Here is an 18,483-nt window from a genome sequence, read left to right on the forward strand (position 1 = left end):
GCAGGACCATGACCAGCCCGGACACCAGCACGCGTGCAGGAGCCCAACCGACCCGCGCCCCTCGACGCGCCATGGTGATGGCCGTCGCCTCACTGTTGGGGGCGACGCTGTTCTGGGCCGGCAACTACGTCGTCGGCGCCGGCGCTGTCGAAAGCATCGACCCCCTCACTCTCGTTTTGCTGCGTTGGGCCCTGGCCCTCCTCCCGCTGCTGGTGATCGCACAGGTCATCGAACGTCCGCAATGGCGGCAGGTGATGGCCGCATCCCCGTGGCTGATCGCCCTGAGCGCGTGCGGGCTGCTGGGCTACAACCTCCTGCTGTACGCGGCACTGGAACACACCGACGCGTTCAGCGCCTCACTCATCAATGCCTTCAACCCGGCGCTGATCACCCTGGCCGCCACCATCTTCCTGCGGGAACGCCTGACCCTGACGGCGATCGGCGGGGTGCTGATCGCCCTGGCCGGCGTCCTCGTCGTCCTCAGCGGCGGCGACCCGGCCACCCTGCTGGGCACGGGGTTCGGAACCGGGGAGCTTTTCATGATCGGCGCCATCGCGGCGTGGACCGCCTACACGATCACGGGGCGCCTGGCCCCGAAGGTCCCGCCGATCACCGCCACCGCCCTCCAAGCCGCCATCACCGTCATCGTGCTCACCCCGATCAGCCTCGCCACCGGCGGACCCGTCCTGCCGGCCACGGCCGAAGCAATCACATCCCTGGCCTTCATCGCGGTCTTCCCATCAGTGCTGTCCTACCTGCTGTGGAACCGTGCGCTGACCGTCATCCCTGCCGGCAGCGCCGGCGTGTTCCTGAACCTCATCACCGTCTTCACCGCCGCGATCACCATCCTCGGCGGCCACCCCTACACCGCCGCCCAGGTCATCGGCGGACTTGTCGTCATCGCCGGCGTCATCCTGACCAACGCCCCCAGCCTGCGTGTCGGTCAGAACCGGCCCTGACGGCTGCGCACCTTGACGCGTTTCTTGCCGTGAGTAACGTGGAAGCGTGGACTGGGCCGCGTGGCTTGACTGGTTTAACGCGCCGGACTACGAATTCGCCCGGCAAGTGCTGCAGCGTGGCGTCGCGGCACTGTTCTTCGTCGCGTTTCTTTCATCGCTGAACCAGTTCCCGGCGCTGCTCGGCGAGCGCGGACTCCTGCCCGTGCCGGACTACCTGGAAGCGTTCACCAGGCTGCGCCGACCCACACTGTTCCGCTGGCGCTATTCAGACCGGCTGCTGCGGGCGGTCTGCGGGTCGGGGATGGCCATCTCCGCACTTCTGGTTGCCGGCCTTCCGCAGCTCGGTCCCCCGTGGCTGCCGCTCATAGCCTTCCTGGCGCTGTGGCTGCTGTATATGTCGATCGTCAACGTGGGGCAGACGTTCTACGGTTTCGGCTGGGAGATGCTGCTCCTCGAGGCGGGCTTTACCGTGGCGTTCCTCGGCTCGGACCAGACCGATCCGCCCCGGACCATCCTGCTCCTCGTGGCCTGGCTGGTGTTCCGCCTGGAATTCGGCGCGGGCATGATCAAGATCCGCGGCGGCCGGGAGTGGCGGGACCTCACGGCACTGTACTACCACCACGAGACGCAGCCGATGCCCGGTCCGCTGAGCCGCCAGGCGCACCTTCTGCCCAAGCTGTTCCACCGGATGGAGGTGCTGGGCAACCACTTCGCCCAGCTGGTGGTGCCGTTCTTCCTCTTCGCCCCGCAGCCCATAGCCAGCGTCGCTGCCGGCATCATCATCTTCACCCAGCTCTGGCTCGTGGCCAGCGGCAATTTCGCGTGGCTGAACTGGATCGCCATCGTGCTGGCCTTCGCGGCGGTCAGCGATCCGGTGGCGCATGCCGTGCTTCCCGTCCTGCCGCTGGACTGGCACGCGGCCGGCGGCACCGAACAGCAGATGCCGCTGTGGTGGCTGGTCATCACGCTCGCGGCGACGGTGCTGCTCGTGGTGCTCAGCTACTGGCCAATCCGCAACCTGTTTTCACACCACCAGCTGATGAATGCCAGTTTCAACCGTTGGCAGCTCGTGAACACCTACGGCGCGTTTGGCACGGTCACCAAGCAGCGGATCGAGGTCGCGGTGGAGGGGACCCTGGATGAGGAACCGGACGATGCCGCGGACTGGAGGGAGTACGGCTTCAAAGGCAAGCCGGGAGACGTGCGCCGCCTGCCCCGGCAATACGCCCCCTACCACCTGCGGCTCGACTGGCTCATGTGGTTCCTGCCGCTCCGGACCGTCCATGAGGAGTGGTTCTACGCGTTCCTGGCCAAGCTGCTGGAGGCGGACAGGACAATGCTGCGCCTGTTGCGCGATGACCCGTTCGACGGCGAGCGCCCCCGCTGGGTGCGCGCCCGCACGTACCTGTACCGCTTCTCCAGCCGGGCAGAGTTCCGCGAGACGGGCCAGCGCTGGATCCGCACGCCGCTGTACGAGGCCATCCCGCCGCTTTCGCTGCGGCACGCGCCAGGACGGCGGCAGTAGCAGGGCGGCAAGTCAATCCGCCTAGGTGCTGGCGCCTGCCCGCCTGATGGTGGACTCCGCGTGCCTGAGGATGGGCCCGTCGATCATCTTGCCGTCGTACTGGAATACTCCGCTGCCGGCCGCGTTTGCAGCGTCCAGCAGTTGCCGGGCCGCGGCAACGTCTGCTTCGGACGGGGCGTAGGCGCCGCGCACCACGGCCACTTGAGTGGGGTGGATGCACGCCTTCGAGCTGAATCCGGAAGCCACAGCATCGCGGGCCTCGGCCCCGAGGCCTTCAAGATCCGGGATGTTGACGTAGACGGCGTCCACGGCTTCCTTGCCGAAGGCCCCAGCCGCCAGCAGCACAGACGACCGGGCATGCAGCGCCACGGCGCGGTAGCCGCCGTCGTCCTTCCTGCTCGAGGTGCCGCCGAGTGACGCGAGGAGGTCCTCCGCTCCCCACATCAGGCCCACCACGTTGGGCTCGGCGGCGATGGCAGGGGCGTTGATGATCCCGGCCGCCGTTTCGCACAGGGCAATGACGTGGAAGCCCCCCAGAGTCCGCAGCTGCTCCGCGCTTTCCGTCTTGGCGAGCATCACCGTGCGGTAGGGCGTATGCGCGAGGCAGTGGAGGTCCTTTTCGAAATCCTCAGTGCCTGCCGGGTTGATCCGGATGATGGTCCGCGTGGGTTCAAGCTCGGGGACATCGCCCTGGGCACCAACCTGGGCGAGGATTGCACCCCTGGCACGCTTTTTGTCTGCAGGGGCCACCGCATCTTCAAGGTCCAGGATGACGGCATCGGAGCGCTCAGCGGCCTTCTGGAAGCGTTCAGGGCGGTCGGCAGGGCAGAACAGCAGGGCAGGGCCCATGACGAAACTCATGGATTCATTCTCCCCCTTGAACCGGGTTCCGCGCCGCCTCCGCCTCCAGATGCGCCTCCCGCGTCCACATCAGGCAGCTGCGCGTCGCCAGGGCCACCACCGCGCCGTCCTGGTTCCGGCCCGTGTGCTTCATGGTGACAATGCCCTGCCCCGGGCGGGAGCCGGACAGCCTTTTTCCGGTGACGACGGTCTCGGTATACAGCGTGTCGCCGTGGTACAGCGGGCCCGGGAAGGACACATCGGTGAGCCCCAGCTGCGCGATGATGGTGCCCTGCGTCAGTTGGGCCACGGACTGCCCGACGACGGTTGCCAGGGTGAACATCGAGTTCACCAGCCGCTGCCCGAACGGCTGCCCCGCACTCCACGCCGCGTCCAGGTGCAGGCCCTGGGTGTTCATGGTCATCGTGGTGAACAGGACGTTGTCCGTTTCCGTGACCGTCCGGCCCGGGCGGTGCGCGTACACGACGCCCTCCTCGAGTTCCTCGAAGAACAGCCCGCGCTGCTCGATCACGCGGGGGCCGCCCGTGGTTGAGCCTGTCGAAACCCCGTCAGCACTCCCGTCAGGATGCGCCGTCATACGGTCAGTTCCTGGTCTTCCTCGAACAGCTCGGCGCCGGTGGCCGCGGCCACGTCCTCGACGGAAACATTGGGCGCCAGTTCGCGCAGCACCAGCCGGGACGCCCCGCCGTCAGCGACCACGTCAATCACAGCAAGGTCGGTGATGATGCGGTCCACGCAGGCCTTCCCCGTCAGGGGCAGCGTGCACTGGTCGACAATCTTCGGCCTGCCGTTCCGGTCCACGTGCTCCATCATCACAATGACCTTCTTGGCTCCGAAGACCAGGTCCATGGCGCCGCCCATGCCCTTGACCATCTTGCCCGGGATCATCCAGTTGGCCAGGTCCCCGTTGGCGGCCACCTCCATGGCGCCAAGCACGGCAACATCCACGTGGCCGCCCCGGATCATGCCGAAGGACAGCGAGGAGTCGAAGAACGCCGCCCCCTTGTTTACGGTGACGGTTTCCTTGCCCGCGTTGATGAGGTCAGGATCGACCTCATCCTCGCCGGGGTAGGGCCCGACACCCAGAATGCCGTTTTCCGAGTGCAGTACAACCTCCACCCCGGCAGGGATGTAGTTGGGAATCAGAGTGGGCATGCCGATGCCCAGGTTGACGTACTGCCCGTTGCTGAGCTCCTGGGCCACCCTCGCCGCCAGTTCGTTGCGGGTCCAGCCCTTGCCTTCAGGGTGCGGCGTCGCCGCACGGTATTCGTGGCGGACGCCTTCGGGGCGGGGCGGTGCCCCCGGCGAGCTGATCGACTCCATGGCTACGCTCCTGCCTGATCGGTGGTGCCGGACTCGGTGGTACCTGGCATTGCCGTGCCTGATGTGGCGGTGCCTGACATGGACGGGGCAGAGAGTGCCACCGTCCGCTTCTCAATGCGCTTCTCGCCCTGCGGCGCCACCACGACGCGCTGGACGAAGATTCCGGGAAGGTGCACGTGTTCCGGGTCCAGCTCCCCCGGTTCCACCAGCTCCTCGACCTCGGCAATGGTGGTCCGCCCTGCCATGGCGCACAGGGGGTTGAAGTTCATGGCCGTGGCGTGGAAGACCAGGTTTCCGTGCCGGTCCCCTTTCCAGGCGTGGACCAGGCCGAAGTCGGGTGCAAGGGACTCCTCAAGGACGTAGTCCACCCCGTTGAAGCTGCGCACCTCCTTGGGGGCGGAGGCGACCGCAATGCCGCCGTCGGCGTCGTACTTCTGCGGCAGGCCGCCCTCCGAGACCTGCGTGCCGACGCCCGCTTTCGTATAGAACGCGGGGATCCCGGCGCCGCCGGCGCGCAGTTTTTCGGCGAGCGTCCCCTGCGGGGTCAGCACCACCTCGAGTTCACCGGCAAGGTACTGGCGGGCGAACTCCTTGTTCTCGCCGACATACGAGCTGACGGTCCGCCGGATGCGCCCGTCCCGGAGCAGTATTCCGAGGCCCCAGTCGTCAACCCCGCAGTTGTTGCTCACCGTTTCCAGCTCCTTGGTGCCGGCGCGGTGGAGCGCATCGATGAGCGCCACCGGGATCCCGCACAGACCAAAACCGCCGACGGCCAGCGAGGCGCCGTCGGAAATATCGGCGACAGCCTCGTCGGCGCTGGCAACAACCTTGTCAATCATCATTGATCCTTTCAGGTCCCGACAGACTCGGCCACCGGGCCATTTAGAGCCCGAGTTCCCGGGCGATCAGCATCAGCTGGACCTCCGTGGTGCCCTCCCCGACCTCAAGGATCTTGGAGTCGCGGTAGTGGCGTGCCACGGTGAACTCGTTGATAAAGCCATAGCCGCCGAATACCTGGGTGGCATCCCGCGCATTGTCCATGGCCGCCTCGCCTGCGACCATCTTAGCTATGGCTGCCTGGGTCTTGAACGGCTTGCCCGCAAGCATCCGCGCGGCCGCGTCGTAGTAGGCCAGGCGGGCCGTGTGGGCCCGCGCCTGCATCCGGGCAATCTTGAAAGCGATGGCCTGGTACTTGCCGATGTTGTTCCCGAAAGCGCTGCGGTCCTTGGCGTAGCGGACCGAGAGATCCACGCAGCCCTGCGCGGCACCGGTGGCCAGGGCGGCGATGGCGATGCGGCCCTCGTCGAGGATGGAGAGGAAATTGGCATAGCCGCGGCCCTGCACGCCCAGGAGGTTGGCTTCCGGAACGCGGACATCCTTCAGCGTCAGGGGGTGGGTGTCGGACGCATTCCAGCCCACCTTGTTGTAGGCCTTCTCCGCCGTGAAGCCCGGTGTGTTGGTGGGCACCAGGATGGTGGAGATCTCCTTCTTGATGCTGCCGTCCTGGCGCTCCTGCTTGCCGGTCACGGCGGTGACCGTAACCAGCCGGCTGATGTCCGTTCCGGAGTTGGTGATGAACTCCTTATTGCCGTTGATGACCCAGGTTTTTTCGTCGCCGGCGCCTTCCAGCCGGGCCGTGGTCTTCGTCCCTCCGGCGTCGGAGCCGGCCTCCGGCTCGGTCAGGCCGAAACCTGCGAGCGCTTTTCCGGACGCGAGCAGCGGAAGCCACTCCTCCTTCTGCGCCTCGGTTCCGAAGCGGTGCACCGGCATGGCGCCGAGGGACACGCCGGCTTCCAGGGTGATGGCCACGGACTGGTCAACGCGGCCCAGCTGTTCCAATGCGAGGGCCAGAGCGAAATAGTCCCCGCCCATGCCGCCGTATTCCTCGGGGAACGGCAGCCCGAACAGGCCCATGTCCGCCATCTGCGAGACCACCTCGTACGGGAAGCTGTGTTCTTCATCGTGCTTGGCCGAGACGGGCGCCACGACCTCGTCGGCAAACTCGCGCACGGTGTTGCTGAGGTCCTGGTACTCCTCGCTGAGCTCAAAATCGGCCATACCTAGGCTCCCTTACGTTCATTGGCTGGATCTTGGGTGGGCGGTTCGCCGTTGTGGGAGGCCCCTTCGGCATGGATGGTGGCCAGCACCTGGTCTGCCTTCACCAGGTCCCCTGTCTTCACCGTGATGTGCACCGTGCCGGGCACTTCCGCCACGAGCTGGTGCTCCATCTTCATGGCCTCCACCGAAAGGAGCACCTGGCCGGCCGTTACGGCGTCGCTGTTATCCACGGAGACAGAGACGACGGTCCCCGGCATGGGCGAGCGGACTTCGGGATCGGCCGCGCCGACTTCCCGCTCGATGGCGGCCAGCACGCGCGCAAGCTGGGCCTCCCGGCTGAGCACTTCCAGCCCGCAACTCCAGCCGCCGCTGCCCACGTGGATGGTCTGCGGGCGGCCGCCCTCTGGACGGTCCTCCCGCTCGTACCCCAGGGCGAAGATCCGCTCCTGGCCGTCGACGTCCAGGTGTATCGACTCGCCTGTCAGCCCCAGGACGCGGACCTCGTGGTCAGGCCCGTCGTCGACGCGGACCAGGGCATGGCCCAGGTGACGGTCACTGAGCCACGTGACGGCAGTGGTGGCAATGGCCCCGCCGGGGAGGGCGAAGCTGATCCTCCTGGGCGCGGGACGGCCCAGCCGCCAGCCGCGGACACTGTCCCAGGGGGAGGCGATGCCGCGTGGACCCTCATCGCGGACCCAGAACTGCATGGCCGCTGCAATGAGCTCCGCATCGCCGGCGGTCCGAAACGACATCCCTGGCATTTTGCGGTCGATCAGCGTGGTGTCCAGGTGGCCGGCGCGGACGTCGTCGTCGTTGATCAGGAGCCTGAGGTATTCCACGTTCGTTCCCACCCCCAGGACGGTGTACCGGGCCAACGCCGCGTCCAGCCTGTCGAGCGCCGACTGGCGGTCCTGGCCCCAGGCGATGACCTTGGACAGCATGGGGTCGTAGTCACTGGAGATATCCAGGCCCTGCAGCAGCGAGGAGTCGATGCGGACGTGCCGGTCCGCCGGAGCCCCGGCCCCTGCATCGGCACCGGCACCGTCATCGGCCAGCGCGGCAAAGACTGTGCCGTGTTCGTCGAGCAGGACCACTTCGCCGGACGATGGCAGGAAGTTCCGTTCCGGAACTTCGGCGTACACGCGCGCCTCAACCGCGTGGCCGTCAAGCACGACGGCGTCCTGTGCCACGGTGAGCTCCTCACCGGCGGCGATGCGCACCTGCCACTCCACGAGGTCCACACCCGTGACCATTTCGGTGACGGGGTGCTCCACCTGCAGGCGGGTGTTCATCTCCATGAAGAAAAACTCGTCCGGGGCGTTGTCCGAGACGAGGAACTCGACCGTTCCCGCCCCGGTGTAGTGCACGCTGCGGGCCGCCTGGCAGGCGGCTTCACCGATGCGCGCACGCGTCGCACCGCCGTCGTTCAGGGATTCCAGCAGCGGCGACGGCGCTTCCTCGATCACCTTCTGGTGCCGGCGCTGCAGGGAGCATTCGCGCTCGCCGAGATGAATGACGTTGCCGTGGGTGTCCGCCAGGACCTGGACCTCGATGTGGCGGGGAGCAGCAACCAGGCGTTCCAGGAAGAGCGTGTCGTCGCCGAACGCGCCGGCCGCGACGCGCCGGGCCGTGGCCAGGATGGCGGGGAGGTCTTCCGGGCGCTCCACGATGTGCATGCCCTTGCCGCCGCCGCCGGCCGACGGCTTGATCAGCAGCGGAAAGCCGACGCCGGCCGCAGCCTCGACCAGTTGGCTGTCCGTCAGGCCGGGCTCGGCGATGCCGGGAACAACCGGGACGCCGTAGCCTGCCACGTGGTTCTTGGAGCGGATCTTGTCCCCCATGACATCCAGGGACTCGACGCCCGGGCCGATGAAGGCGATGCCGGCCGAGGCCAGCGCTCGGGCGAACGCGACGTTCTCGCTCAGGAATCCGTAACCGGGGTGCACCGCCTGGGCTCCGCTGTCTTTGCAGGCACGGATAATCGCCTCGATGTTGAGGTAGCTCTCCGCCGCGGCCGCCGGCCCGATCCGTACGGCGGCATCTGCTTCCCGCACGTGCCGGGCACCGGCGTCGGCATCGCTGTAGACGGCGACCGACCGGATACCCATGGCGCGCAGGGTTCTGATCACCCGGCAGGCGATCTCGCCGCGGTTGGCCACCAGCACGGTGTGGAACAGATTGGCATTAACTGGATTGGTCATGGCTGGCTCACATCCGGAAGAGGCCGAAGGAAGTCTCCGGCAGCGGGGCGCGGGAGACGACGTCGAGGGCAAGACCCAGCACGGTGCGCGTGTCCGCGGGGTCGATCACGCCGTCGTCCCAGATGCGGGCGGTGGAGTAGTAGGGGCTGCCCTGGTCCTCGTACTGCTGCCTGATGGGGGCCTTGAACGCTTCCTCATCCTCGGCGGACCACTCCTGGCCGGCAGCCTCGTACTGGTCCCGTTTGACCGTGGCCAGGACGCTCGAGGCCTGGTTGCCGCCCATCACGGAGATGCGGCTCGCGGGCCACATCCAGAGGAAACGCGGGGAGTAGGCACGGCCGCACATGGAGTAGTTGCCCGCACCGAACGATCCGCCGATCACCACTGTCAGCTTGGGCACGCGTGCCGTGGCCACGGCGGTGACCATCTTGGCACCGTTCTTGGCGATGCCTCCCTGTTCGGAATCCTTGCCCACCATGAACCCGGAGATGTTCTGCAGGAAGACCAAAGGGATGCCGCGCTGGTCGCACAACTCGATGAAGTGCGCGCCCTTGAGCGAGGATTCGCTGAAGAGCACACCGTTGTTGGCCACGATGCCCAGGGGGTGGCCGTGCAGCCTGGCGAACCCGGTGACGAGGGTGCTGCCGTAGTTCTTCTTGAACTCGTGGAACCTGCTGCCGTCCACGAGCCGGGCGATGACCTCGCGGACGTCGTACTGCGCGTTGACATCCGTGGGGACGGCCCCGTAGATCTCCCCCGGATCAACCACGGGTTCGACGGCGGTGTCCACGTCCCAGGCGGGGGCAGCGGGCCGGGGCAGCGTGGCGACGATGTCCCGGACAATCTGCAGGGCATGCTCGTCGTTTTCAGCGAGGTGGTCGGACACACCGGAGATTCTCGAGTGGACGTCCCCGCCGCCCAGTTCCTCCGCGGTGACGATCTCGCCGATGGCAGCCTTCACCAGCGGCGGCCCGCCCAGGAAGATGGTCCCCTGGTTCCGGACGATGACGGTTTCATCGCTCATGGCAGGCACATAGGCGCCTCCCGCCGTGCAGGAGCCCATGACCGAGGCAATCTGCGGAATCTTGGCCGCGGACATGCGGGCCTGGTTGAAGAAGATCCGGCCGAAGTGCTCCTTGTCCGGGAACACCTCGTCCTGCCTGGGGAGGAACGCTCCGCCGGAGTCCACGAGGTAGATGCACGGCAGCCGGTTTTCGAGGGCGATCTCCTGGGCCCGGAGGTGCTTCTTTACCGTCATGGGATAGTACGTGCCGCCCTTGACGGTGGCGTCGTTCGAGATGACCAGGACCTGGCGTCCGTGCACCAGCCCGATGCCCGCGATCACTCCGGCGCCCGGTGAATCGTCGTTGTACATCCCGTTGGCCGCGAGCGGCGCGATCTCCAGGAAGGGGCTGCCGTCGTCCAGGAGCTGGTCGATGCGTTCGCGCGGAAGCAGCTTGCCGCGGGACACGTGGCGCTCGCGGGACTTTGCCGGTCCGCCCAGCGCGGCCTCTGCGAGCCGCTTGCGCAGATCGCCTGCGAGCGCCTGCTGCGCAAGGCTGTTGGCCTCGAAGGCCTCACTGGTGGGATCCAGCCTGCTGGCGAGTGTCTCCATTGACTGCTTTCCGTTCCCTGGCCTGCCCGAAGGACCGGGCCGCCTATTTTCGGTTAGTGCCGTGTAACTGAAATTCAGGTTAGTCTCTATTAACTGTGATGTCCAACACACCGGAGGCTTGTTAGAGTTTGCTGGTTCGAGGAGGAAATGTGCCGATCACAGAGCAGGGCAGGCTTGCCGGGGGCGACCCGGCCGCACCACCGGAAGCCTTGGGCGACGACGCCCGTCCCACCGCCGCTACGCAGCGCAGCCGGGCCAAGGAAACCCGGCGTCAGGCGCTGCTGTCCGCCGCCGCATCCCTCTTTGCCGTCAACGGTTTCAACAAGGTGTCCCTTGAGGATCTGGGCGCCGCAGCCGGGGTCAGCGGACCCGCCGTGTACCGCCATTTCCCCGGCAAGCAGGCTGTGCTGGGCGCCCTGCTGCTCAGCGTCAGCCAGGACCTGCTGGACGGCGGCCAGAGGGTGGTGGCGGAGGCCCGCGACCCGGCGTCAGCCCTGGCGCGGCTGGTGCAGTTCCATGTGGACTTTGCCCTGAGCAACCCGGACGTCATCCGTGTCCAGGACAGGGATTTCAGCAACCTCTCCGCCGAAGACCAGGCACAGGTCCGGGCGCTCCAGCGCAGTTATGTGGAGCTCTGGGTCGATGTGCTTGCCGGCATCCACAGCGGAACGGACATGGCTGATCTCCGGATGCGGGCCCATGCGACCTTCGGGCTGATCAACTCCACGCCCCATTCCGTTCGGAACCATGGCCGCCGGATGGCCATCAAATCGGCCCGCCCGCTGCTGGAGAACATGGCGCTGGCGGCATTGACGGCACCGGACGCGCCCCCTGAATAGCCCTGGAGCCCTGAGTAGCCGTGGAGCCGGGTGGGCCGCTCCCCCGCTCCGCACTGAGGAGAATGGATGCCGTAGCAAGGGAGAGGTTCCTGACTTGCCCGCTTCGTGACGGCCAGCAGCGCTGCTGCAGGCACTGTCCATGAGGAGATCTGTCGGTTCAGCTTCCCTGCTACTCACCATGGCGACCGGGCCGGATGGGGTTGTGACTTGATAGGAACGTGCAGCTTAGCTCTTCAATGCTTTGTCCGCCCGGCCCGGTCACCGTGCTCGCCTTCACCAGGACCGATAGGAAAGGTGCGTATGAGTCTCGTAACGACGACAGCTCTGGTCAGGACAGTCACCATCGGAGTGGACACCCATTCACTCATTCACCATGCGCCGCGGTCGATCAGGACGGCCGGCTGCTCGGAACTGCGACGTTTTCAGCAGATCCTGAGGGCCATCAGGGGCTGTTGGATTGGGCTGCCGGATTCGGCATTATTAACGCCTTCGGGGTGGAATGCACAGGCTCCTACGGGGCCGGGCTGACCCGGCACCTGCTCGCGGCAGGGGTCGACGTCGTCGAAGTCAACCGGGGTCACGCGCAAGTGCGCAACAGGATGGGCAAAACTGACGCCATCGACGCAGAAGCCGCCGCCCGCAAAGTCCTCTCCGGGGAGTGCTCATCACCGCCGAAGGACACCACCGGAGTAGTGGAAGCCATAAGAAACCTTCACCTTGTGCGCGATTCAGCCATCAAATCCCGCAGCAGCGCCCTAACCCAGCTCAGGGACATCCTGCTCACGGCGCCGGGAGACCTCAGAACGCGCTTGGACGCCAAAACCCTCGAAGGGAAAGCCACTCAGGCACGGAGCCTACGACCCGTCCTCAGCCGCCTTCACGAGCCTGAACAGGCGGCGAAATACGCCCTTCGAGAGCTGGGCCGACGCGTCCAAGACCTCACGACGCAGATCAAAGAAGTAGAGAAGCACCTCACCCAACTGGTCAAAGCCGTTGCGCCGAGAACGGCTGCGCTTCCGCAGGTCGGAATCGTAAGCGTCGCCCAGCTACTCATCACCGCAGGGCAAAACGTCGACCGGTTCCACAGCGAGGCGGCTTTCGCCAGGCTCTGCGGAGTCGCGCCGATACCCGTCTCTTCCGGGAAGTCACACAGAATGCGGCTTCACCGAGGAGGTAACCGCCAGGCCAACAGAGTCATCTACCTCATCGCCATCTGCCGCCTGCGCTACGACCCGCGATCCCAGGCCTACCGTGACCGCAAACGCGCCGAAGGGCACTCCAACTCAGACGCCATCCGCAGCCTCAAACGCTATGTCGCAAGAGAGCTTTACTACACCCTCAAATCCGACCTGCAAGGGAGGGGCAAGAGTGATTAGTCATGGTCAGCAGGAGGTGTGTGTCCACTGATTCCACCGGGCTAGCCCATTATCAAAAAGGAGTGTGGCTTGTAGTCTCTGACTATGGAAGGCCCAGAAGGGCCCAGGCGCTGGGAACCCAAGATGACTCGCGGCGGATTTAATGTTCGTCTCCTTCACGATCATTGCGCTAGGGCAGTTTTTTGAATCCGGAAGGGCTTGCGCAGGTACCCGTCCGCGGCCCGGTAAGACCAGCCCGATTAACTGTCCGCTGAGGGGGACTTATATGGCACACTGCTACTCGCTGGCCGCCTGTCGCAGTGGCGACATCTTCGTGGTGACCAAGCTCGACCGGCTAGCCCATCGATCCTGGACGCGTATGAGATCACTGACGAACTCGCCGCGCGGGGGTAAAACTGAGCATCATGGATTGGTTCATGACCCTGCGGACCCGATGGGCAAGCTGCTGTTTAACATCCTGGCGATGGTTGCTGAGTTCGAGGGCGATCTAATCCGGGCCCCTACCAGAGAAGGCATGAAGATCGCCAAGGCAAAGGGTCGGCTGCGCGCAAAGAAGCCCAAACTCTCACCCCGACAGGAGGCCCACCTCGTCGAACTGTATTCTGCAGGCGAGCACACGATGTACGAACTAGCCGAGCCATTCTCCATTGGCCGTTCCACTGTTTATCGCGCCACCGAACGTGCCCGCCAGAAAGCGGAAATCACAGACAACCGCAATGCAGCCGACGTCCTCACCGAACGGAATGACGAAGACGGCAGGGGCAGCGGGTGACGCTCTCCCAACGGGTACCACGGCTGACCCTGGCCGCCTTCAGCGTGGCGGTCCTCTTGGGTGGGGCAAACTTTGTCGCGGTCCGGCTGAGCAATCAGGAGCTGGCCCCGTTCTGGGGTGCCGGCCTGCGCTTCGGCCTCGCCGCAGTGCTTTTCATCCTGATCGTGCTCTTCCTGCGTCTTCGTTGGCCGCGTGGCCGACTCCTGGCCTTGACGGTCCTCTACGGCGCCCTCGCGTTCGCAATCCCCTATGCGCTGCTGTACTGGGCCCTGACCCAGGCTACCGCCGGCACCGCCACAGTGGTCATGGCCGCGGTCCCGCTGGTGACGTTGCTCCTGGCTGTGACCCAGCGACTCGAGCGGTTCACGGTGAGAGCGCTGGCGGGGTCTGTCCTGGCCATCGGCGGCATTGCATGGATGGTCCTGGGATCGGAGGGACTCAGCGCTCCGGCAGGTTCGGTGCTGGCCATGCTGGCCGCGACCCTGTGCGTCGGCCAGAGCATCATCCTAGGAAAGCGGCTGTCTGGCAATCACCCAGCCATGACTAACGCTGTCGCTATGATAATCGCTGCAATATTGCTGATTATTCTGTCTGCCTCGGTGGACGAGGTATGGGTCCTGCCAAGTCAGCCCGGTGTGGCAGCGGCCTTGGCCTACCTGGTGACGCTGGGGTCGGTCGGCTTGTTCGTACTGGTCCTGCTTGTGGTACGTACCTGGACCTCGTCGGCGAGCTCGTACATGTTTGTCCTGTTTCCGGTGGTCACCCTGGGGCTGGCGGCTTGGCTCATCGATGAGCCGGTGACCCTGCCTGCCGTCCTCGGTGCCGCGCTGGTTATGACCGGAGTCTGGTTCGGCGCCCTGTCCCGGGCCGCATCGCCGGCTCCAGCCACCCCGGGTCCGGCGAATCGCGAATAGCGCGATTCAAGCCGTACCGTCAGCGACGGCGCGGAATGCCCCGTCTGCCACACGGCCACGGCGGAACTGTCGTCCATCCCGGCGGCGATGTCGACGTCGTCCGCGTACCCTTCACCGATGGTTCAGTGGGCAGCCGCCATTGAATGATTCGCGATGGCTTGACTATAGGAACATCAGGAACATCTCCCCGGCCTAACCCGCCATAAGCGGCCCCAGCCTGCACAGGCGGCCCGGGCCCTCATAACCGCAGTTGGGCAACAGCGGCCGTGAGGGCCCGGGCCGCTTTTGTGCGCGGAAGGACGGTCAAGGTTGGCTGCTCAGGTCAAGGTTGGCTGCTCAGGCCAAGGCCAGCGCCATGCCGGGATCCGCCAGGAGTGCGCCGACATCAGCGAGGAACCTCGAGCCCTGTTCCCCGTCAACCAGCCGGTGGTCGAAGGACAGGCTGAGGGTCATGACCTGCCTGAGGGCGATCTGGTCCTGGTATTCCCATGGCACCTTCCGCACGGCACCCATGGCCAGGATGACTGCCTCGCCGGGGTTCAGGATGGGCGTGCCGGCGTCGATGCCGAAAACACCGATGTTGGTGATCGAGATGGTGCCCCCGGAAAGCTCCGCCGGGCCCGTCTTTCCGGCCCGGGCGGTTTCGGTCAGCTCCGTCAGCGCAGTCGAGAGTTGGGCCAGGGTCATCCGGTCCGCGTCCTTGATGTTAGGGACCGTGAGGCCGCGCGGTGTGGCGGCCGCGATCCCGAGGTTGACGTAGTTGAACTGCACGATTTCCTGGTTGTCTTCGTCCCATCTGGAGTTCAGCGTCGGATTGCGGCGCAGGGCAAGCAGCGCCGCCTTGGCCACCAGCGTGAGGGGCGTGAGCTTGAGGCCGGCGAAGGCCTTGCCGGCCTTGAGCCGGGCCAGCAGTTCCATGGCCGCGGTGACGTCGACAGTGAGGAATTCCGTGACATGCGGTGCGGTGAAAGCACTTGAGACCATGGCGGCCGCCGTGAGCTTCCGGACCCCCTTGATGGGCGTTCGCACTTCGCGTTCGCCCTGCCCGGTCCCGGGAAATTGCTGTGCCGCCGGTTCCTGCGATGCGGCCGGCACATCCCCGCCCACAAAATTTCGCACATCATCCCGCGTTATCAGTCCGCCGGGGCCAGTGCCCCTGACCTCCTCGAGGGACACCCCCAGGTCTTTCGCCAGCTTCCGCACGGGCGGTGTGGAGCGGGGGCGCTCGTCCAGCATGGTTACGGCAGGCGCGGTGTCGGCGGGCCTGGTTTCGGCAGGCTCCCCCAGCCGCCGTGCGGCAGACTCCCGCGGTGGCTCTGCGGCAGCGAAGGTGCGCTGCCTGCGCACCGGATGCCCGGAGCTTTCGACGACGGCGCCGTACCCCACGAGGTTCGGTTCCCTTTTGGCAGCGGGAGCCACCGTCTCTGGTGGAGCCACCGTCTCTGGTGGAGCCGCCGTCTCTGCTGGAGCCACTGTCTCTGCGGCATCGGGCTGTCCTCCGGCGTCATTCTCCACCTCAAAGGAGACGATCGGTTTGCCGACCTCCACGACCGTGCCCGGCTGCTCATGCAGGGCGGTGATCACGCCTGCGAACGGGGAGGGAAGCTCCACCACAGCCTTGGCAGTCTCCACCTCGGCGATGATCTGGTTCAGGCTTACGGTGTCCCCAACATTCACCTTCCAGCTGACGATTTCGGATTCGGTCAGGCCTTCGCCGAGATCGGGCAGCCGGAATTCCTTGATCATGGTGGCGGTCATCCTTCCAGCCCGCTCAGCGAATTCGGCCGGCCGAGCGCCCGGTCCACGCCGTCGAGGATGCGGTCCAGGCTGGGGAGGTGGTGCATCTCCAGCTTGGAAGACGGGTACGGCACGTCAAAACCTGTGATGCGGACGGGAGCCGCCTCCAGGTGATAGAAACAGCGTTCGGTGATGCTGGCCGCCAACTCGGCGCCGAGCCCACCTGACTGCCCCGCCTCGTGGGTGATCACGAGCCTGCCGGTCTTGCGCACAGATGCCTCCACGGTGGAAAAGTCCACGGGAGCAAGTGAGCGCAAATCAATGACTTCCACTGACAGGCCTTCATCGGCGGCCGCCAGCGCGGCATCCCGTGCTGCCTTCACGAGCGGCCCATAGGCCACCAGCGTGACGTCGCGGCCGTCCGTCACCACCCGGGCCTTTTCCATCGACAGCGCACCGGCGACGTCGGTGGACTCGTCCACTTCGGCTTTGTCGTGGTAGCGCCGTTTGGGCTCGAAGAACAGCACCGGATCATCGCACAGGATGGCCTGCTGGATCATGACGTGGGCGTCCTGCGGGTTGGACGGGCTGATGACCCGCAGGCCGGAGGTGTGAGTGAAATATGCCTCCGGAGATTCGGAGTGGAATTCCGGGGAACCGATCCCGCCACCAAATGGGATGCGGACGGTGATGGGCATCTTGACCGCGCCTTGCGTGCGGTAATGCATCTTGGCCACCTGGCACACGATCTGGTCGAAGGCCGGGTACACGAACCCGTCGAACTGTATCTCCACCACGGGACGGTAGCCGCGGTAGGCAAGCCCCACCGCGGTGCCCATGATGCCGGACTCAGCCAGCGGGGTGTCAATGACGCGGTGGGTGCCGAAGTCTTTCTGCAGCCCGTCCGTTACCCGGAAAACGCCGCCAAGCGCTCCGATGTCCTCTCCCATGAGGATGACCTTCGGATCGTTTTCAAGGGATTTGCGCAGCCCGGAATTTATGGCCCGGGCAAAGGTCAACTGGGTCATCAGCGTGCACCTTCTTCAGAGGCGGCTCCTGCGGGATCACCGAAGGATGCCAGATAGCGGGAGTAATGGTCCTGCTGGCGGTCCAGCCACGAGTTTGGCGTGTTGTAGACGTGTTTGAAGACGTCAAGCGGCGCCGGGTCCGGCATGTTGATGCAGCCGGAACGCAACTCGCGGGCCACGGCCTCAGCCTTTTGGTGTACCGCGGCTTCCAGCTCCTGCGTGAGCAGGCCCTTGCGGTCCAGCAGTGCCTTGACCCGGCGGATCGGATCCTTCGCGGCCCAGTCCTCAAGTTCATTGGCATCGCGGTACCTGGTGGGATCGTCCGCGGTCGTATGCGGACCCATCCTGTACGTGACGGCTTCGATGAAAGTGGGTCCCCCGCCGCGGCGGGCGCGGTCCAGGGCAACCCGGGTGGCGGCCATTACGGCGAGGACGTCGTTGCCGTCCACCCGCATGCTGGGAATCCCGAAGCCCGCGGCACGGTCCGCAATGTGAATGTGGGACTGCAGCCTGACGGGTTCGGAAATGGCCCAGTGGTTGTTCTGGCAAAAGAATACGACCGGCGCCTGGAAGCTGGCCGCGAAGACCATGGCTTCGTTGACGTCGCCCTCGCTGGTTGCTCCATCGCCAAAGTAGGTGATGGCCACAGAATCAGCACCGTCATTCTGGATGCCCATCGCGTAGCCGGTGGCGTGCAACGTCTGCGAGCCAATGACGATTTGGGTGGTCGCCATGTTGACGGCGTAGGGATCCCACCCGCCGGCGGCGTTGCCGCGCCAGACGCGGACGATGTCCGTAAGCTTGACTCCCCTGCAGTAGGCAACTCCGTTGTCGCGGTAGCTGGGGAAGACAAAATCGTCCTCCCGGAGTGTCCTCGCCGAACCGATCTGGGATGCTTCCTGGCCCAGCAGCGGCGGCCACAGTGCCAGCTCACCCTGCCTTTGGAGTGCCGTGGCCTCCGTGTCGATCCGCCGAATGACCACCAGGTCCTCGTACAGCGAACAGAGCTGCTCGTCTGTCACATCCTGGACCCAGGGATCGTACTCGGGGTGGCTGACGCGTTCCCCTGCGGGGGTGATCAGCTGGACCAGGTTCCGGCCAGTCCCGCTTTGATGTCCGGTCCCGCCTTGATGTCCAGTCCCGCTTTGATGTTCTGCCCTGTTGCCCGGGCCTCCGGCGGGTGTACCGCCCTGGCCCGACTCGTCTGTCAACACAGTTGTGCAACCTTCTGACGTCGTGTCACCGTGCCGCGAAATGGACTCGTGATCCTTCCGC

The 18,483-nt window shown here is 65.8% G+C and carries 15 protein-coding genes and 1 pseudogene; 6 read left to right on the forward strand and 10 right to left on the reverse strand.

The window, feature by feature from the left end:
• Window positions 1–8 precede the first annotated feature (8 nt).
• Together AC6CH3_RS00460 and AC6CH3_RS00465 are read left to right on the forward strand one after the other, a co-directional pair.
• Entirely contained in the window at window positions 9–959 is a 951-nt protein-coding gene (locus tag AC6CH3_RS00460) for a DMT family transporter (protein ID WP_498130576.1), read from the forward strand.
• Window positions 960–1,005: 46 nt separating this feature from the next.
• Complete coding sequence (locus AC6CH3_RS00465) at window positions 1,006–2,484, forward strand: lipase maturation factor family protein (RefSeq protein ID WP_498130577.1); 1,479 nt, start codon at window positions 1,006–1,008, stop codon at window positions 2,482–2,484.
• A gap of 21 nt (window positions 2,485–2,505) precedes the next feature.
• Here the strand turns inward: AC6CH3_RS00465 and AC6CH3_RS00470 are convergent, their stop codons facing one another.
• From AC6CH3_RS00470 to AC6CH3_RS00500, 7 genes are read right to left on the reverse strand one after another with little or no spacing between them, the layout of a single operon-like run.
• Window positions 2,506–3,345, reverse strand: coding sequence for an HpcH/HpaI aldolase/citrate lyase family protein (locus tag AC6CH3_RS00470; RefSeq protein WP_498130578.1), 840 nt, complete (start codon window positions 3,343–3,345; stop codon window positions 2,506–2,508).
• 4 nt (window positions 3,346–3,349) lie between these two features.
• Complete coding sequence (locus tag AC6CH3_RS00475) at window positions 3,350–3,922, reverse strand: MaoC family dehydratase (RefSeq protein ID WP_498130579.1); 573 nt, start codon at window positions 3,920–3,922, stop codon at window positions 3,350–3,352.
• Window positions 3,919–4,668, reverse strand: coding sequence for a CoA transferase subunit B (locus AC6CH3_RS00480; RefSeq protein ID WP_498130580.1), 750 nt, complete (start codon window positions 4,666–4,668; stop codon window positions 3,919–3,921). Before AC6CH3_RS00480 ends, AC6CH3_RS00475 begins: the two co-directional genes overlap by 4 nt.
• A 2-nt stretch (window positions 4,669–4,670) precedes the next feature.
• Window positions 4,671–5,507 (reverse strand): CoA transferase subunit A, encoded by an 837-nt coding sequence (locus AC6CH3_RS00485; RefSeq protein ID WP_498130819.1) that lies wholly within the window; start codon window positions 5,505–5,507, stop codon window positions 4,671–4,673.
• A gap of 43 nt (window positions 5,508–5,550) precedes the next feature.
• On the reverse strand, window positions 5,551–6,726 hold the full coding sequence (locus tag AC6CH3_RS00490; RefSeq protein ID WP_498130581.1) for an acyl-CoA dehydrogenase family protein: 1,176 nt from the start codon (window positions 6,724–6,726) through the stop codon (window positions 5,551–5,553).
• A gap of 2 nt (window positions 6,727–6,728) precedes the next feature.
• The gene (locus AC6CH3_RS00495) at window positions 6,729–8,927 is read right to left on the reverse strand and encodes an acetyl/propionyl/methylcrotonyl-CoA carboxylase subunit alpha (protein WP_498130582.1); all 2,199 of its coding nucleotides are present in this window, start codon (window positions 8,925–8,927) and stop codon (window positions 6,729–6,731) included.
• 7 nt (window positions 8,928–8,934) lie between these two features.
• Entirely contained in the window at window positions 8,935–10,542 is a 1,608-nt protein-coding gene (locus AC6CH3_RS00500; protein ID WP_498130583.1) for a carboxyl transferase domain-containing protein, read from the reverse strand.
• Between the two features lie 209 nt (window positions 10,543–10,751).
• On the opposite strand from AC6CH3_RS00500, the gene AC6CH3_RS00505 reads away from it, so the two are divergent.
• The 4 genes and pseudogenes from AC6CH3_RS00505 (at window position 10,752) to AC6CH3_RS00520 (ending at window position 14,443) form a co-directional block, all read left to right on the forward strand.
• On the forward strand, window positions 10,752–11,381 hold the full coding sequence (locus AC6CH3_RS00505) for an SACE_7040 family transcriptional regulator (RefSeq protein ID WP_498130820.1): 630 nt from the start codon (window positions 10,752–10,754) through the stop codon (window positions 11,379–11,381).
• Window positions 11,382–11,681: 300 nt separating this feature from the next.
• Window positions 11,682–12,757 (forward strand): annotated as a pseudogene (locus AC6CH3_RS00510) (IS110 family RNA-guided transposase).
• Between the two features lie 265 nt (window positions 12,758–13,022).
• On the forward strand, window positions 13,023–13,529 hold the full coding sequence (locus tag AC6CH3_RS00515) for a recombinase family protein (protein WP_498130584.1): 507 nt from the start codon (window positions 13,023–13,025) through the stop codon (window positions 13,527–13,529).
• Window positions 13,526–14,443: a DMT family transporter gene (locus tag AC6CH3_RS00520; RefSeq protein ID WP_498130585.1), complete on the forward strand. Its 918-nt coding sequence runs from the start codon at window positions 13,526–13,528 to the stop codon at window positions 14,441–14,443. The genes AC6CH3_RS00515 and AC6CH3_RS00520 overlap by 4 nt, the downstream gene beginning before the upstream one ends.
• 336 nt (window positions 14,444–14,779) lie before the next feature.
• Here AC6CH3_RS00520 and AC6CH3_RS00525 read toward each other — a convergent pair whose 3' ends face one another.
• Genes AC6CH3_RS00525 through pdhA form a run of 3 tightly spaced genes read right to left on the reverse strand, consistent with a single transcriptional unit; the run spans window position 14,780 to window position 18,422 of the window.
• Window positions 14,780–16,201, reverse strand: a complete 1,422-nt coding sequence (locus AC6CH3_RS00525; RefSeq protein ID WP_498130586.1) for a dihydrolipoamide acetyltransferase family protein — start codon at window positions 16,199–16,201, stop codon at window positions 14,780–14,782.
• Window positions 16,198–17,208 (reverse strand): alpha-ketoacid dehydrogenase subunit beta, encoded by a 1,011-nt coding sequence (locus tag AC6CH3_RS00530; RefSeq protein ID WP_498130587.1) that lies wholly within the window; start codon window positions 17,206–17,208, stop codon window positions 16,198–16,200. Before AC6CH3_RS00530 ends, AC6CH3_RS00525 begins: the two co-directional genes overlap by 4 nt.
• Window positions 17,208–18,422, reverse strand: a complete 1,215-nt coding sequence (gene pdhA, locus AC6CH3_RS00535; protein ID WP_498130588.1) for a pyruvate dehydrogenase (acetyl-transferring) E1 component subunit alpha — start codon at window positions 18,420–18,422, stop codon at window positions 17,208–17,210. Before pdhA ends, AC6CH3_RS00530 begins: the two co-directional genes overlap by 1 nt.
• Between the last annotated feature and the right edge of the window lie 61 nt (window positions 18,423–18,483).

This window comes from Arthrobacter sp. GQ119 (genome assembly GCF_059759125.1).

Coding starts and splice junctions, on each gene's coding strand:
- AC6CH3_RS00460 (WP_498130576.1), top strand. CDS start 9: ATGACCAGCCCGGACACCAGCACGCGTGCAGGAGCCCAACCGACCCGC.
- AC6CH3_RS00470 (WP_498130578.1), bottom strand. CDS start 3,345: ATGAGTTTCGTCATGGGCCCTGCCCTGCTGTTCTGCCCTGCCGACCGC.
- AC6CH3_RS00475 (WP_498130579.1), bottom strand. CDS start 3,922: ATGACGGCGCATCCTGACGGGAGTGCTGACGGGGTTTCGACAGGCTCA.
- AC6CH3_RS00480 (WP_498130580.1), bottom strand. CDS start 4,668: ATGGAGTCGATCAGCTCGCCGGGGGCACCGCCCCGCCCCGAAGGCGTC.
- AC6CH3_RS00485 (WP_498130819.1), bottom strand. CDS start 5,507: ATGATTGACAAGGTTGTTGCCAGCGCCGACGAGGCTGTCGCCGATATT.
- AC6CH3_RS00490 (WP_498130581.1), bottom strand. CDS start 6,726: ATGGCCGATTTTGAGCTCAGCGAGGAGTACCAGGACCTCAGCAACACC.
- AC6CH3_RS00495 (WP_498130582.1), bottom strand. CDS start 8,927: ATGACCAATCCAGTTAATGCCAATCTGTTCCACACCGTGCTGGTGGCC.
- AC6CH3_RS00500 (WP_498130583.1), bottom strand. CDS start 10,542: ATGGAGACACTCGCCAGCAGGCTGGATCCCACCAGTGAGGCCTTCGAG.
- AC6CH3_RS00515 (WP_498130584.1), top strand. CDS start 13,023: ATGGCACACTGCTACTCGCTGGCCGCCTGTCGCAGTGGCGACATCTTC.
- AC6CH3_RS00525 (WP_498130586.1), bottom strand. CDS start 16,201: ATGACCGCCACCATGATCAAGGAATTCCGGCTGCCCGATCTCGGCGAA.
- AC6CH3_RS00530 (WP_498130587.1), bottom strand. CDS start 17,208: ATGACCCAGTTGACCTTTGCCCGGGCCATAAATTCCGGGCTGCGCAAA.